Genomic DNA, 15,442 nt, shown 5'->3' with positions numbered 1-15,442 from the left:
TCATAATATTACGGGGTATTAATCCAAATTTCTCTGGGCTATCCCCCACTTACAGGAAGGTTGTGTACGTGTTCCGCACCCGTTTGCCGGTCGCCACCCAAGTATTGCTACTCTGTGCTGCCCCTCGACTTGCATGTATTAAGCCTGCCGCTAGCGTTCATCCTGAGCCAGGATCAAACTCTCCATTGTAAATGTTGTTTGATCTGACTTAATCTCAAATTTTGAATCGAAATTAACGTCGGATTAATTGTTTTTGATTACTTATAACCTTACTTGTTTCTTATGTTTTCAAGTGCTGTTGTTTCCTAACTTTCAAAGATCTTCTGCGACCACTTTTCTCAATCGCAACCCGTTTAATCGGGGTTGCAAAAGTAAAGCAACCTATGTTATCAGCCAAATATTTTTTCGCTTTTTTTACCAAGCTATCTGGCCTGCAAACTTACTAAGAACTACCGCTTTTTTCAAACGGACGGCAAAGATATAAACTTATTCATTCTCACCAAATTTTACTTCAATTATTATCGAAGTTTTTTCCGTGTTTCTCTTCGTTTTTTATATCCCGCTTTTTCAATGATCCGTACCGTTTTGTTGAACGGGCGGCGAAGATAAGACCGTTTGATTATCTACCAAAAATTCTTTTGAATTTTTACGATCTTTTTTTTCGTTTCATCATTTCAAAGCTGCCATCAAAGAACTTCCTTTCGTAAAGGGGTGCAAAGGTAAGCGTGTTATCTTCTTTACCAAATAAATTTCAAAAGATATCTGATGTGATTCGCTATAACCCTTTACTGGTAATACTTTCAGACGATTATTTTTTTCTGATACAGAAACTGTTAAACAGTTTAACATCCATACGATGCTGGTTCCATTTATTGCAGTGGTGCATTGAGTTGCTCTTTATGATACTCTACCTGCTCTAAGAACAATCCCTGTGGTGGTGTTGTAAAATCTGCTTTCGTACAATCGAGTGAACTGATGATCGTACGAAAGGTTGCCATATCCGTCTGCCCCCTCCCTACCTTCAGCATCGTACCTACCAATCCGCGTACCATGCCACGTAGAAAACGGTTCGCCTGCACATGATAAACCAGTCCGTCCTGCTCCTCTTCCCAACGCGATAACATCAGCTGGCAGATAAATGTCTTTACCTGCGTATTCCGTTTGGAGAAACTGCTGAAATCCTGGTATTCCATTAATACCGCCGCCGCTTCATTCAGCAGACCCAGGTCCAGTGGATAGGGATAAAGCCAGCCGCGATTCACGCGGAACGGGTCTTTCTTGCTGTAAATATGGTAACTGTACCGGCGCGATAATGCGTCGAAACGGCAATGTGCCTGGTCCCCCACTCTATAAATGGCTTTTACAGCTATATCCTGTGGCAATACCGCGTTCAGATTGTAGATATGGCGGGCCGATACAGGCAGATCCGTATCAAAATGGAAAAAATTCTGCCTGGCATGAACGCCGGCATCGGTGCGGGACGAGCCCGTTAAGAAAAATGGCTGCCGGAACAGAATCTCGAGCGCTCTGCCCATTTCAGACTGGATCGTCTGCTGGTTTTCCTGCACCTGGAACCCGCTGTAACGCGTTCCCTCATACATCAGTTCCAGAAAATAGCGGGGCATGTTCCGTTCAGTTATTTAACAGGATAGTTTTTTCGCTCTTCGGCCAGCATGGCTATTGACAGTGCGGGCAAATCCTGTACACTGCCGGTATTGCGCGCCGGTGATAAATTCGTTATGGCTGCAGTTTTTTCGTCTTTTAGTACAGGTACAAACAGGATCACTGTGTCTTTCCGGTTACCGTTATTCACTTCGAAAACCATATCCACCCCTTCTGTTCCGCCTTTTTCGTATATTTTTTTCACCGTAGTTCCGCTTCTTGCTTCCGGCAGTTTCTTTGGTTCTTTTACAACCGGGGCCGCTATAGTTGCCGGTTCTTCGGGTTTCTTTTCTGTTTTTTCAGCCGGAGGCGGTGTTTGTGCCGCTACTGCCCTGTTGTCCTTCTCTGCTGCCATGGTTCCGCGGATCATGTCGAAGCTGACCAGATCGAACAATGTCCAGGAATTGTCCAGTCCCGGCTTTAAAGTAAACCCTCTATCCTCTTCTGCGAGTGCAAAACTGAAGTTATATTCTGTTGGCCGCTTCGGAAATCCCAGTGTGATCGTATATTTTCCTGCAGTCAGCTGTGGTATGAGCAGGTAACCGGTTGAACCGGAACTGTAATTCTTCCCGTTGAGATAAACATAATAGGGTTGATTGTTTTCCGACTGGATGTAAATATACCTTGCCTGCTGCGCCTGTACACCACCTGCACAAAGGATAAAAATCAACAATCCGCACCATCCTCCGAAATTACTACCGCCTTTCATACCTGATTCGTTTGTACAAACATACTTTAAAATCGGGCACATGCTGACGGACTGCGAAAATTGTGATTTCTTACAGAGGCCCGTTTTCTATCTTTATCTCTTCTAAAATGATCGCATGAAAAAACTCTTGTTCATCCTGGCGTTTTTTAGCTTCTACGCCGGTTTTTCCCAGCAGGATACCGCCAACTGGCAGACAAATTACCGGGGCGCTGCTGTCAAAATCAACGACCTCGTTCACACCCGGCTCGATGCCAGGTTCGATTTCTCCCGTTCTTACCTTAACGGTAAAGCCTGGATCACGCTCAGGCCACACTTTTACCCTACAGACTCCTTACGGCTCGATGCAAAAGGTATGAACATCAATAAGGTGCAGCTTGTGAAAGCGTCCGGACCAGCCATTCCGCTGAAATATACATATGACAGTCTTCAACTGAACATCCGCCTCGACAGAACCTATAAAAAAGAAGAAGCTTATACTGTTTTCATTGATTATACGGCCAAGCCGGATGAATTTACCGTTCATGGGAGCAATGCCATTTCGGATGCCAAGGGACTTTATTTCATCAATCCGAGAGGTGAAGACAAGGATAAGCCCATGCAGGTATGGACCCAGGGTGAAACAGAATCTACATCCATGTGGATTCCTACCATCGACAAGCCAAACCAGAAAACCACACAGGAATTCAGCCTTACGGTTCCTGCAAAATTTGTAACCCTGTCGAACGGCCTGCTTACCGCCCAGATCCGCAATGCAGATGGTACACGTACCGACAAGTGGGTAATGACCCTGCCGCATTCTCCCTATCTCTTTTTTATAGGCATGGGTGAATACGCAATCGTGAAAGACAGGTACAAGGGTAAAGAAGTAAGTTATTATGTAGAGAAAGAATATGAAAAAGTAGCCCGCCAGATCTTTGGCCTTACGCCTGAAATGATCGCATTTTTTGCAGATAAACTGGGAGTAGAGTTCCCCTGGCCAAAATACAGCCAGATCGTTGGCCGCGATTATGTGAGCGGCGCGATGGAAAACACTACTGCCACCCTGCACCAGGAAAGCGCACAGCAGGACGCAAGGGAATTGCTGGATGGCAATGAATGGGAAAGCACGATCGCACATGAACTTTTTCACCAATGGTTCGGAGATCTTGTTACTGCGGAGAGCTGGAGCAATCTTACCGTAAACGAAAGTTTTGCCAATTACAGCCAGTTATTGTGGTTCGAACATAAATACGGAAAGGACGAAGCCGGTTATGAGAATGCCAACGAAATGGCGCAGTATATGAGCAGACTGGCAACAGAAGGCAAAAAGGATCTTGTACGATTCTATTACCGTGATAAAGAAGATATGTTTGACCTTGTCAGCTACCAGAAAGGCGGCAGGATCCTCAACATGCTCCGGAACTATCTCGGCGATTCTGCGTTCTTCAAATCGCTGAACCTTTATCTCAGTACCTATAAATTCGGGAGTGGCAATGCACATAAACTCCGGCTGGCTTTTGAGCAGGTAAGCGGTAAAGACCTTAACTGGTTCTTCAATCAGTGGTATTTCGGCAGCGGTCAGCCAAGTCTTGAATTCAGTCACAGTTACAATGCGCAGAACCAGACGCTAACATTAACTGTGAAACAAACACAGCCAGATAAACTATTTAAATTACCAATTACTGTAGATGTTTATACCGGCAACAGCAAAAAGAGACATGAGCTATGGGTTGAAAATGACGTGGACAGCTTTGCATTCAAAGTATCTTCAAAGCCGGATCTTGTTAATTTCGATGCAGATCATGTATTGCTTGCCGAGATCAAAGAGGACAAAACACTGGCCGATTATATATTCCAGTTCAAACATGCAGGACTTTACCTCGACAGAAGCAATGCTATCGATTTTGCAGCCGCACATATTGAAGAACGCGGCGCAATGGAACTTTTATTGAGTGCGCTCAATGATCCCTTTTACCGGATCCGCTCCAAAGCACTGAACAGCCTCCATGCCGCCCAACCCGATGCCGCCGCACTTAAAAAAATTGAGCAGCTGGCAAAAACAGACCCGAAAAGAACGGTAAGAGCAGACGCTATTGACCTGCTTGGCACACAAAAGAACCCGGTGTATAAAGATTTTTTCCTGAAAGCTGTTAACGATTCTTCATACTCTGTAGCAGCAGCAGCATTGCAGTCGCTGGCCCTGATAGATTGCCCTGCTGCGTTTTCAATTGCATCTAAAATGGCGGAAGAACCAAGCAAGGGAAGATTGCCTGCTGCTATTTCCGATGTATTGATTGCCTGTGGCGATGAAAGTGTTTTCGATATTGTTGCCGCAAAATTTGAAGCGATGCCTGCATCTTCCGAGAAATTCTCTTTCATGGGTTCTTTCGCATCTTTTATGATGGAAGTGAAAGATCCAGTGAAATTTAAAAAAGGTATCGACCTGATCGTGGCATTCCGCGATGCGATCCCCTCTTCCAATAAAGCCGAGACGGATCCTTTTATCAATAACCTGGTACTGTCTTCTATTGCGGGCAAAAAAGAAGCTGCGGGAGCGAAAGAACTTGCGGATTATGTACGCAGGAAGATCAGCAGCAAACCATAATGACTGAAAGAATCATATAAAAGCAAAGGGCGTAAATGATTACGCCCTTTGCTTTTATACAGTACCAGGTTTATTTACCGGACCGTCGTTTTAATTTTCCCCTGTGAATTAACCGGGGCATTCATGCCCATCATATCTACCGTTCCGCTGATCGTTACGTCACATTCTTCAGTTTGCAGCAGACCTGTAAGCAGGTTATAACTGCGTTTTGCAGTAGTTGCGCCTTTCAGGTCTGTCTTCAGTTCCATTCCGTTCTGGATGGTGGTTCCTTTTACAATGCTTTGTGTAAGGATCAGCAGTTCTACTGTCTGCGCATCGGCTTTAACAACCGTATATTCATTCACATTTTTAGATGCTTCATTTCCGGTTGAATCCATCCATTTACTACCCAGCTTCAATTTTGCAGGATCGATATCCAGCAGGTATTTGGCATGGTCGTTATTGACAGTGCCGGCTATGGATCCCATAAGATCTCCAAGATCTGATTTACCGGAAACAACACCTTTCTCAACTATAATTTCAGAAGGCTGATCCAGCAACCTGATCATATCGGCGAGTTGCGGATCTTTGCGGGTAGCAGAATCATCGGAATTGAATTGCTGCTCCTGTCCCATCGCGCTTAATTTTCCGCTTACACGTCTTATGGTATTGGTCATTACGTATTTATCTCCCGTTACCGATTTTACCTGGTAATCCGACTCCTGCGTACTGACATTCTTCACCTCCATATCCTGCCCCATCAATGTCATTTTGATGTTCAGGTCGGTTGCTGTAGTTACTTTGAATGCCTGGCCGGGTTTTGCCTTTACCTGCGCATTCAGACTTCCGCACAAGGTGAAAAGTGCGATACATGTATTGATCAGTTTCATTTTTAACTTTTTATCGTTTACCAACTGCCGCTGGCTCCGCCGCCGCCGCTGCTTCCGCCGCCAAATCCCCCGAAGCCGCCGCCACCGCCGCCGCCGAAACCGCCACCGCCGAATCCGCCGCCGCCACTGCCACGGCCTCCGTTCAGCAATGTTGAAAGCAGGATCGCATCGGCCACGTTACCATAACCACGCCTGCTCATCATTCCGCCGCCACGGCCGCCTCCTCCTCTTGATATAACAATCACCACCACAACGAACAGGATTATGAAAGTGAGGATGGATCCTCCGGCACTTCCTTTGCCTTTCTTTTCTCTTTTGACCTTGTATTCACCTACAGCCGCTTTGGCAATGGATTCCACTGCTTCATCGATGCCGCGGTAGTAATTCCCTTCTTTAAAATTGGGGGCGATATCGTCGCGGATGATACTTGCTGTTACGATATCAGGCAATGCCCCTTCCAGACCGTACCCTACTTCTATCCGCACTTTCCTGTCGTCGATAGCCGCAATGATCAAAACACCGTTATTCGTTTTTTTGTTCCCTATTCCCCAGTCACGGAACAGCTTTACAGCATAATCCTCGATCGGGTAATCATTGAGCGTTTTGATCAGTACAACTGCCACCTGGTTGGAGCTGCTGTCGTCCAGCGCCACGAGTTTCCGTTCCAGGATCTCGCGTTGCTCTGGGGATAATACATTTGCTGCATCATTCACCAGCCTTGGCGGATTAGGTTTCGGCAATATATCCTGCGCCAGGGTTGTTCCCCAGCTGAACACCGCGATCAGTATATATATAAGTCTCTTCATTCCTTTCATGATTGAAACAACCCCGTTCATAAACGGAACGGGGTTGTTCATTTTATTTTCCGAAAACAATATCGTCCGGTAACTCGTTCTTGTCTCCTTTGACATCATAAGGAAAATGTTGTACGAGCGCTTCCCCTATTTCGCGTATGATCTGGGCAAGGCCTTCCGCATGGTTGTCGCGGTTGAACTGCTGCAGCATTTTCTGCACTTCCTCGTTCCAGAACGCGGTGCCTACTTTACTATGTATGCCTTCATCGCCATAGATAGCCAACTGCCTGTCTTTCATAGCCACATACACCAGCACTGCATTACGCTGGGCAGTTTCTTCCATTTTCAGCGAAGCGAACACTTCCAGTGCACGATGCAAAGGATTCACCAGACGGCAGCGACTTTCTATAAAGACACGCACTTCTCCGCTTGTCTTTTGTTCGGCCTGCTGTATAGCTTCCACTATCAGCTTTTTTTCTTCGGGAGAGAAGTACTCTGCCGCTTTTTTTCTGAATAATCCCAGCATGATGAAGGATTAGAATTTAACTTCCGGTGCTTTCTCTGAACCTGTTTCGGCTTTGAAACCTTCTTTGGTTTTGAAGCCAAACATACCGGCCAGGATATTCATCGGGAATGAACGTGCTTTTACATTGTAATCCGCAACGGCTTTGTTGAAGTCGTTCCTTGACACTTTGATACGGTTCTCAGTTCCCTCCAGCTGCGCCTGCAAGCCACGGAATGCATCATTGGCGCGGAGGTTAGGATAGTTTTCCGATACCATCAGTAAACGGCCCAGTGCCTGCGACAGTTGTCCCTGCGCCTGCTGGAACTGCTGCAGTTTCTCAGGAGTCAGATCGTTCGGATCTACTTTGATCTGCGTTGCGCTTGCCCTTGCCTGCACCACATTCTGCAAAGTGGTCTGCTCGAAATTGGCTTCGCCTTTTACAGTGCTCACCAGGTTAGGGATCAGGTCCGCACGACGCTGGTAATCGCTCTGTACGTTGTTCCAGGCGTTATTTACTACTTCATCCTGTTTTACAAGACCGTTATAACCATTGCAACCGCAGCCACCCAGAATGAGTATCAGCGCAGCAATTACAATCAGGGTTAAATTCTTTGTACTCATGTTTAACTTGATTTTACTTTGAAATTACGTTTTATATCAGTAATCGCTTTATCAGTCGCTGTTTTAATTAAAATATTACACAGAACAACGAACCTTTTTTCAGCCCTGTACCGCCGCGATCCCCGGAAGTATTTTTCCTTCAAAATATTCGAGCAGCGCACCGCCGCCGGTTGACACATAACTCACTTTATCCGCAAACCCGAACTGGTTTACAGCCGCTACGCTGTCGCCGCCGCCTACCAGCGTGAAAGCGCCGTTCTCCGTTGCTTCCGCCACTGCTGTTGCGATGGCCTTTGTTCCGTGCTGGAACTTTTCCATTTCGAAAACACCCATCGGACCGTTCCATAATACCGTTTTGGATCGTTTGATACAGTTCGAGAACTGCTCGCAGGCATATTCGCCGATATCGAGGCCCATCCAGCCATCGGGGATGTTATTGGTAGGTGCGGTTGAAGTATTTGCATCTGCCGCGAATTTATCAGCGATCACTGAATCGGAAGGCAGGTGTATGCAAACGCCTTTTTCTTCAGCTTTCTTCAGCAGATCAAGTGCAGTCTGGATACGATCCGTTTCACAAAGCGAGTTACCGATGTGGCCACCCTGTGCCTTCATGAACGTGTATGCCATGCCCCCGCCGATGATGATATCCGTTGCTTTTTCCAGCAGGTTTTCGAGAATCAGGATCTTATCGCTCACTTTTGCGCCGCCGATTATAGCGGTGAAAGGCGTTGCTCCATTGTGCAGTACTTTTTCCGCGCTCGACACTTCGCCTTCCATCACCAGCCCGAACATTTTTTTATCGCCCGGGAAAAACTGTGCGATCACTGCCGTGGATGCATGCGCGCGGTGTGCCGTACCAAATGCATCATTCACATATACATCCCCCAGCTTGCTGAGTTTTTCGGCAAATGCCTGGTCGCCTTTTTCTTCTTCTTTATAGAAGCGGAGGTTTTCCAGCAGCAATACTTCACCTGGTTTGAGGGCAGCGGACATTTCAGTAGCCTGCGCGCCGATACAATCACCGGCAAAAAGCACTTTCACCACATCCTGACCGTTCTGCTGGTTGAGCAGCTGCTCCAGGTGGGCCTGTACATGTTTTAAAGAATATTTCTCTGCAGGACCATCTTTTGGTCTTCCGAGATGACTCATCAGTATTACGCTGCCGCCATCTGCAAGGATCTTTTTGATCGTTGGGATGGTTGCCTTGATCCTTGTATCGTCGGTAATTTCGAAGGAATCGTTCAGGGGAACATTAAAATCGACACGCACAAGCGCTTTCTGATCTTTAAAATTGTATGCAGTGAATTTGTTCATAGAATAATAAGTATTTGGAGTTAACGCTATATGAAAATACTAAAAACGGAAGGCTTTCAAACAAAAAACCGCAGGAAGATCAAGAGACGCGGCTAACCCGTTACACCTGACTTCCTGCGGCCGTATCAGTTACTGAAAACTTATTTAGAGATCAATCCTGCAAAATATTTAACGGTTCTCACCAGCTGGCTTACATAACTCATTTCGTTATCGTACCAGCTTACGGTTTTAACCAGTTGTGTTTCGCCTGCCGTTACCACTTTGGTCTGGGTTGCATCGAAGAGTGAACCATAGTGGATACCGATTACATCGGAGCTTACAATTTCGTCTGTAGTATAACCGAAGCTTTCATTGCTTGCTGCTTTCATGGCTTCATTCACTTCTTCGGCGGTTACTTTTTTACCCAGAACGGTGGTCAGTTCCGTCAGTGAACCGGTGATGGTTGGTACGCGTTGTGCGCTGCCGTCGAGCTTTCCTTTCAGATCCGGCAGTACCAGTCCGATCGCTTTGGCGGCACCGGTGCTGTTGGGAACGATATTGGCGGCGGCAGCCCTTGCGCGGCGGAGATCGCCTTTTGCATGCGGTGCATCCAGGGTGTTCTGGTCGTTGGTATAAGCGTGAACGGTGGTCATGATACCGGTTACGATACCGAATTTATCGTTCAGCACTTTTGCCATTGGTGCCAGGCAGTTGGTGGTGCATGATGCGCAGGAAATGATGGTTTCGGAGCCATCGAGGATATCGTGGTTCACATTGTATACGATGGTTTTGAGGTCGCCGGTAGCAGGCGCAGAGATCACAACCCTTTTAGCGCCGGCAGTGATGTGAGCCTGGGCTTTGTCCTTATCGGTGAAAAAGCCGGTAGATTCGATCACCACATCAACACCATGGGTACCCCATGGAATCTGTGCGGGGTCTTTCTGAGCGTATATTTTCACGGTATCGCCATTAACAACGATTGAGTCTTCGGTTGAAGTCACTTCGGCATCGAAGCGGCCCTGGGCGCTGTCGTATTTTAACAGGTGAGCCAGCACTTTAGGGCTGGTGAGGTCATTGATCGCAACTACATCCACGCCTTCCATATTGTAGATCTGGCGGAACACCAAACGGCCGATACGTCCGAAACCGTTGATAGCAACTTTAACTGTACTCATTGATAACTTGTTTTTGGTATAAGGAAATCGAGTAGCGAATTTACGCCGAAAGGCCAGAATTCTAATGATAAATTTTAATTAAGGGTTCCTGCGTGACGGTTTTCCAAACCTGTAAAAACCAGCATGAAGAACGCGCTGTTCCCATTCTTTTTTAAAGAAAAAATAAAAAGTTTTTGGTAGTAAACATTTCCCCCCTATTTTTGCATCCCGATTGACAAAAAACGCCCGGTTCGTCTATCGGCTAGGACAGCCCCCTTTCACGGGGCAAAGACGGGTTCGATTCCCGTACCGGGTACAAAAAGCGCTCAGATTGAGCGCTTTTTTGCTTTACGAACTTTTGGAAAGTTTAAAACTTTCCAAAAGTTATATCGCTACGGTTTCGATTCCCGTACCGGATACAAAAACGATAAGTCTTTTTCTTACGCTGTCTATTATCAGTAAGCACCCGGATTACCTCGCCCTTTAAATTGGCGAACTTTTGGAAAGTTTAAAACTTTCCAAAAGTTATAACCTGACAATGCGTCAAGGCTATTCTGTCTCACGTAATGATGGGTCGATGTAAAACACTGTATCAATAAAAAATAATGTGTCTTGCTGTACGAGCACATTCTCATCATGCATGTCTTCCAATATGAGCCCGAGTTCTGCATAGATGTAGTCATTACGCCTTACATTTTCAAATCCATTATGTTCAAGGAATGCTTTCACTTCAGATAGCTCAACTACACGATCGGTAGTAATGTAAGATTGCTGTACTATAGCATGGAGCCTATTTTGACCATCAGGAGCCAGGTCTTTTGCCAGATGAACAAGTTCGTAACTGGTATTAGGGAATAAAATGTTATGCAAACAGACACTGTCGAAATATTCCAGCCAGGTAGCATAATACCCTGCATCATTTATCTTAAGCACATGACGGTTATCGTGATGCAAATACACCCTTGCCTCCGAGCCTCCGCCAATATAATGCTCAAAAGAGGGAATATTCAGCCATAAACCATTCTGTTTTGCGTAATCTTCTAGGAAGTCTGCCTGCTTTTCTTTAACGAGTTGCTTACTTTCGAATCCCGTTTTAACTGTTCTACCTGCTGTTTCGCCCGCAGATAGGATGTTTCGGATTGCTGCGCAATGATCCGTTGCCCCCTGGATGACATTTCCTGCAGCGATATTTTCCATTTTTTGTCGGACATCATGAGGCAGCATTTTTTACAAAAATAATAAAAAAATGGCACTTACTTCTCGTCCTTACTACATTTGATACAGCCCGTACATCAATCTGAAACTTCCAGTTTTACGGGCAGATACGGGTTCGATTCCCGTAACGGATATAAAAAGACAACCCTTTCTCTTAAATCTTCTATTAACAATAAGCGCTCTGATTACCTCCTTTTAATTGGCGAACTTTTGGAAAGTTTAGAGCTTTCCAAAAGTTATACGTCCCTCTTTTACCGGTCTGTCTATTTCAAAGTATTCCGCAACCTTCCCCCCTTTTCCCTAACTTTAATACCCCATGACCAAAGCCATCCATTCCATCCTTCTTGCCGATGACGACGAAGACGACAGGCTCATCTTCCTGGAAGCATTACAGGATGTTGCCGGCGGGCTGCAATTAACTACCGTTTCGGGCGGTGAGCAGCTGATGGAGTTATTGCAGCAGGAACCCCCATTCAGGCCGGACCTTCTTTTCCTGGACCTGAACATGCCCTGTAAAAACGGGTATGAATGCCTGCAGGAGATCAAGAACAGCGATGACCTGAAAAAGATCCCGGTGATCATCTTTTCTACCTCATTACAGCCCAAATCCATCGAACATGTTTACCAGCACGGAGCTGCACTGTATATCGTTAAACCCGTTTCCTTCAGCGACCTGAGGCATATGCTGGAAAAAGTACTGGCCATGGACTGGCAACAGATGAGTGAACAATTACCCCTTGATCAATTCATTATTAAAAACTGAGCATGAACCTTTCGCCGGAACCTACTCCCGAACACCTGCAGTTTGCCATTGAAGCCGCGGAACTGGGCACCTGGGACCTGAATCCTTTCACCAACAGCTTTACCTGCAATGCGCTTGTAAAAGAATGGTTCGGCTTACCCGCCGATACTACTTTTGTTCCGCTTTCAGCAGCCGTTGAACGTATTGCTCCCGGCGACCAGCCACGTATCGAAAAAGCCATAGCTGCAGCCATGGAGCCAGACAGCGATGGCAGGTACGATGTAACTTATGCAGTAACCAGCGCTATCACCGGTAAAACAAGGGTATTAAGGGCCAAGGGCAAAACGCTGCGCAATGAAAAGGGCGAGCTGATCCGCTTCAACGGCATCCTGCAGGACATCACTGCAGAAACAGAATGGCGCGAACAGGAACAAAAGCTGCTTACACTGATCGAGAACAGCGTAGACCTGATGTCGGTGCTGGATATGAACGGTATCAACAGCTATATTAACCCTGCGGGAAAAAACCTGCTGGGCATACCACCGGAAGCTGATATCACTACCATCCCTATCAAAGAATTTCATACGCCCGAACAATTATTCTTTGTTGAGACTGAAATCATACCGGCAGTAATGACAAAGAAAAGATGGTCAGGGCAGTTTGCCATTAAAAACGGCGAGTCGGGAGAGATCATCCCGCTGTACAATAACTGTCACCGTATAGACGATCCGCGCACCGGTGAACCCATCGGTATCGGTGCCGTGATGCGCGACCTGCGCCCTGAGCTCGCTATCCGTAACGAGCTGGAAAAAAATGTACAGGAAAGAACGAAGGAATTGCAGGAAGCTTACGATGCACTTGAAAAACGCAACAAAGAACTGGCTTCTTTTGCTTACGTATCCAGTCATGATCTGCAGGAACCCTTACGCAAGATCCAGACCTTTGTTTCAAGATTGCAGGAAACGGAAGCCGCACAATTATCCGATAAGGCCAGGGATTATTTCGAAAGGATCAGGCGCTCTGCCAACCGGATGCAGACGCTCATCAACGACCTGCTCTCCTATGCCCGCGAAGATTCTGCAGAAACAGTATTGCGTCCTGCCGATCTCAATCAGCTGATTGCAGGCATCAGCAGCCAGCTGCAGGAAGAATTGCAACGGAACAATGCAACACTGACCGTGACGGACCTGCCGGTTGTTCAGGGCATTCCTTTCCAGTTACAGCAACTGTTCATCAACCTTTTTTCCAATGCACTGAAGTTTGCAAGGCCGGACGTTCGGCCGGAGATAAAGATCTCGGCAACTGTTGTTGCAGGATCCGGCGCTACGCATACATTACCTGCGAAAGAGCATTATTACCATCATATACGTGTTGAGGACAACGGCATCGGGTTCAGGCCGGAATATGCGGAACGGATCTTTGAAGTATTCCAGCGGCTTCATCCCAAAACATCTTATGAAGGCTCTGGTATAGGCCTGGCCATCTGCCGGAAGATCATGGAAAAACATAAAGGAGCGATTTATGCGGAAGGTCAACCGGACCAGGGCGCAGTCTTTCATATTTATATTCCTGTCTGAAATGATACCGTTCGGAAGATGGCTTCCTGCATAATCAACCGCATTCTTGGAACGCTTTATCATATTCGTTATTTTAGGTTAAGAATATCAGCTAACTATTAACTATCCAATGAACCTGACGCCTACAAATCAGCCCGGAGAAGAACGGATGCGAACGCTGAAAGAAAGAATTCAGCTGGCCGTAGAAGTAACCGGACTGGGAACCTGGGAATACGATCCGGTCACACATAATATATCCGTAGATCAGCAATGCAGGCACCTCTTCGGGATAACGCCGGAAGAAGATGCAACTACGGAACGCATGTTATCCGTTTTCCATCCCGAAGATCTTTTACGCAGGCAGGAAGCATTGAAAAGTGCGCTGGCGGGAGAGAACGATGGCACATATGATCTCATCTACCGCATTCACCCTTACGGCAAGGACAGCACCCGCTGGATCCGTTCCAAGGGTAAAGTTTTCTTTACCAAAAACGGAACCAGCTACAGGCTTATCGGCACAATGCTTGATGTTACACAACAGGTACTCTCAGAACAATTACTGAAAGAAAGCGAAGCGCGTTTCAGGCTGGCGGCTGATAGTACCACTGCCATGATCCGTATGTGCAACGGAGACCTGAAATGTAATTATTTCAACAAAAGCTGGCTCGAATTCCGCGGCAGGAATGCGGAGCAGGAAAAAGATACGGGCTGGCTGACTGGTATTCATCCTGCCGACAAAGAACGCTTCCTGCTGATCTGCCAGGATCACATGACAGCGCGCAGCAATTTTTCCATCGAATATCGTCTTGCCGATAAAGACGGGCAATACCGCTGGATCGCGGATGCCGTGATCGCCAGGTTTTCGCCGGAAGGTTTTTTTGAGGGCTATATCAGCACCTGCACCGACATTCACGATCAGAAGATCAGTACACAGGAACTGGAAAAACTTATTACAGAAAGAACGCATTCACTGCAGCATGCCGTGCACCAGCTGGAAGTATCCAATGAAAACCTGGAAGAGTTTGCCTATATCGCTTCGCATGATCTGCAGGAACCATTGCGGAAGATCAGGGTATTTTCGAGCAGGCTGCTCGAGTACAGGGACAGCATCGATATCGCTACACGCGATAAATACCTTGCCAAGATCACCGATGCGGCAGAACGTATGGGACAGCTGATCCGGGATGTGCTCGATTATTCAAAACTGAAAGACAATGCCATTCCTATGGCACCTGTAGATCTGGGTGAAGTGATGAATGGGATCATTGCAGAATTCGAACTACAGATCGAGGAGAAAAAAGCAACGCTGTCTGTTGGCAAAATGCCGGTCATCAATGGCATCGCATACCGCATGCACCAGTTGTTTCACAATCTTTTCAGCAACGCGCTCAAATTTTCAAAAAAGGACACGCCGCCGGAAATCACTGTTTCCGCAAAAATATTGCCGGCAGAAGAAATTGCATCATATCCCGGGCTTTCACAACAATACCATTACACACGCATCACATTTACAGATAACGGGATAGGATTTGATCCGGCATTCGCCGAGAAAGCATTCCAGATCTTCCAGCGACTGCATACGAGGGACAGTTATGAGGGAACAGGGATCGGGCTGGCGCTCTGCCGGAAGATCGTACTCAATCACCAGGGTATTATCACCGCCCGATCGGGCGAGAATGCTGGCACGTCTTTTATTATCATATTACCGCTGGCGCATCAGTAACAGCAGTATCGATAT

At 46.6% G+C, this 15,442-nt stretch carries 13 protein-coding genes, 1 tRNA gene and 1 rRNA gene; 5 read left to right on the top strand and 10 right to left on the bottom strand.

Annotated elements, in window-relative coordinates:
* From B5D42_RS03065 to B5D42_RS03055, 3 genes are all read right to left on the bottom strand, one after another.
* Nucleotides 1–189: ribosomal RNA gene (locus B5D42_RS03065) — 16S ribosomal RNA — on the bottom strand; the annotation flags it as partial.
* A gap of 680 nt (nucleotides 190–869) precedes the next feature.
* Nucleotides 870–1,625 carry a tRNA pseudouridine(38-40) synthase TruA gene (gene truA / locus B5D42_RS03060; RefSeq protein ID WP_078829947.1) on the bottom strand — a complete coding sequence of 252 codons (756 nt, stop codon included), beginning with the start codon at nucleotides 1,623–1,625 and terminating at the stop codon, nucleotides 870–872.
* A gap of 11 nt (nucleotides 1,626–1,636) precedes the next feature.
* Nucleotides 1,637–2,371, bottom strand: a complete 735-nt coding sequence (locus B5D42_RS03055) for a hypothetical protein (RefSeq protein WP_078829946.1) — start codon at nucleotides 2,369–2,371, stop codon at nucleotides 1,637–1,639.
* Between the two features lie 115 nt (nucleotides 2,372–2,486).
* On the opposite strand from B5D42_RS03055, the gene B5D42_RS03050 reads away from it, so the two are divergent.
* Nucleotides 2,487–4,955, top strand: a complete 2,469-nt coding sequence (locus B5D42_RS03050) for a M1 family metallopeptidase (RefSeq protein WP_078829945.1) — start codon at nucleotides 2,487–2,489, stop codon at nucleotides 4,953–4,955.
* 74 nt (nucleotides 4,956–5,029) lie between these two features.
* On the opposite strand, the gene B5D42_RS03045 is transcribed toward B5D42_RS03050, so the two are convergent.
* From B5D42_RS03045 to gap, 6 genes are all read right to left on the bottom strand, one after another.
* Nucleotides 5,030–5,824 (bottom strand): hypothetical protein, encoded by a 795-nt coding sequence (locus B5D42_RS03045; protein WP_139366953.1) that lies wholly within the window; start codon nucleotides 5,822–5,824, stop codon nucleotides 5,030–5,032.
* A 17-nt stretch (nucleotides 5,825–5,841) separates the two neighbouring features.
* Complete coding sequence (locus tag B5D42_RS03040) at nucleotides 5,842–6,630, bottom strand: TPM domain-containing protein (protein WP_078829991.1); 789 nt, start codon at nucleotides 6,628–6,630, stop codon at nucleotides 5,842–5,844.
* 52 nt (nucleotides 6,631–6,682) lie between these two features.
* Entirely contained in the window at nucleotides 6,683–7,144 is a 462-nt protein-coding gene (locus tag B5D42_RS03035; RefSeq protein WP_078829943.1) for a TPM domain-containing protein, read from the bottom strand.
* A gap of 9 nt (nucleotides 7,145–7,153) precedes the next feature.
* Nucleotides 7,154–7,744 carry a LemA family protein gene (locus B5D42_RS03030; protein WP_078829942.1) on the bottom strand — a complete coding sequence of 197 codons (591 nt, stop codon included), beginning with the start codon at nucleotides 7,742–7,744 and terminating at the stop codon, nucleotides 7,154–7,156.
* A gap of 99 nt (nucleotides 7,745–7,843) precedes the next feature.
* A complete protein-coding gene (locus tag B5D42_RS03025; RefSeq protein WP_078829941.1) occupies nucleotides 7,844–9,058 on the bottom strand; it encodes a phosphoglycerate kinase in 1,215 nt (404 codons plus the stop codon).
* A gap of 140 nt (nucleotides 9,059–9,198) precedes the next feature.
* Nucleotides 9,199–10,212, bottom strand: a complete 1,014-nt coding sequence (gene gap, locus B5D42_RS03020; protein WP_078829940.1) for a type I glyceraldehyde-3-phosphate dehydrogenase — start codon at nucleotides 10,210–10,212, stop codon at nucleotides 9,199–9,201.
* A 223-nt stretch (nucleotides 10,213–10,435) separates the two neighbouring features.
* On the opposite strand from gap, the gene B5D42_RS03015 reads away from it, so the two are divergent.
* Nucleotides 10,436–10,507: transfer RNA gene (locus B5D42_RS03015), tRNA-Glu, on the top strand.
* A 233-nt stretch (nucleotides 10,508–10,740) separates the two neighbouring features.
* On the opposite strand, the gene B5D42_RS03010 is transcribed toward B5D42_RS03015, so the two are convergent.
* Entirely contained in the window at nucleotides 10,741–11,388 is a 648-nt protein-coding gene (locus B5D42_RS03010; protein WP_078829939.1) for a putative polyvalent protein kinase domain-containing protein, read from the bottom strand.
* A gap of 334 nt (nucleotides 11,389–11,722) precedes the next feature.
* Between B5D42_RS03010 and B5D42_RS03005 the strand changes: the two genes are divergently transcribed.
* The 3 genes from B5D42_RS03005 (at nucleotide 11,723) to B5D42_RS02995 (ending at nucleotide 15,427) form a co-directional block, all read left to right on the top strand.
* Nucleotides 11,723–12,169 carry a response regulator gene (locus B5D42_RS03005; RefSeq protein ID WP_078829938.1) on the top strand — a complete coding sequence of 149 codons (447 nt, stop codon included), beginning with the start codon at nucleotides 11,723–11,725 and terminating at the stop codon, nucleotides 12,167–12,169.
* A 2-nt stretch (nucleotides 12,170–12,171) separates the two neighbouring features.
* Nucleotides 12,172–13,725, top strand: coding sequence for a sensor histidine kinase (locus B5D42_RS03000; protein WP_078829937.1), 1,554 nt, complete (start codon nucleotides 12,172–12,174; stop codon nucleotides 13,723–13,725).
* Nucleotides 13,726–13,834: 109 nt separating this feature from the next.
* Complete coding sequence (locus B5D42_RS02995; RefSeq protein WP_078829936.1) at nucleotides 13,835–15,427, top strand: sensor histidine kinase; 1,593 nt, start codon at nucleotides 13,835–13,837, stop codon at nucleotides 15,425–15,427.
* The last annotated feature ends 15 nt before the right edge of the window (nucleotides 15,428–15,442 follow it).

Origin of the sequence: Sediminibacterium ginsengisoli (assembly GCF_900167075.1) — a bacterium.
Taxonomy (GTDB): domain Bacteria; phylum Bacteroidota; class Bacteroidia; order Chitinophagales; family Chitinophagaceae; genus Sediminibacterium; species Sediminibacterium ginsengisoli.
Note: the sequence above shows the minus strand (reverse complement) of the source record. Positions and strands in the feature narration are given on the sequence as shown.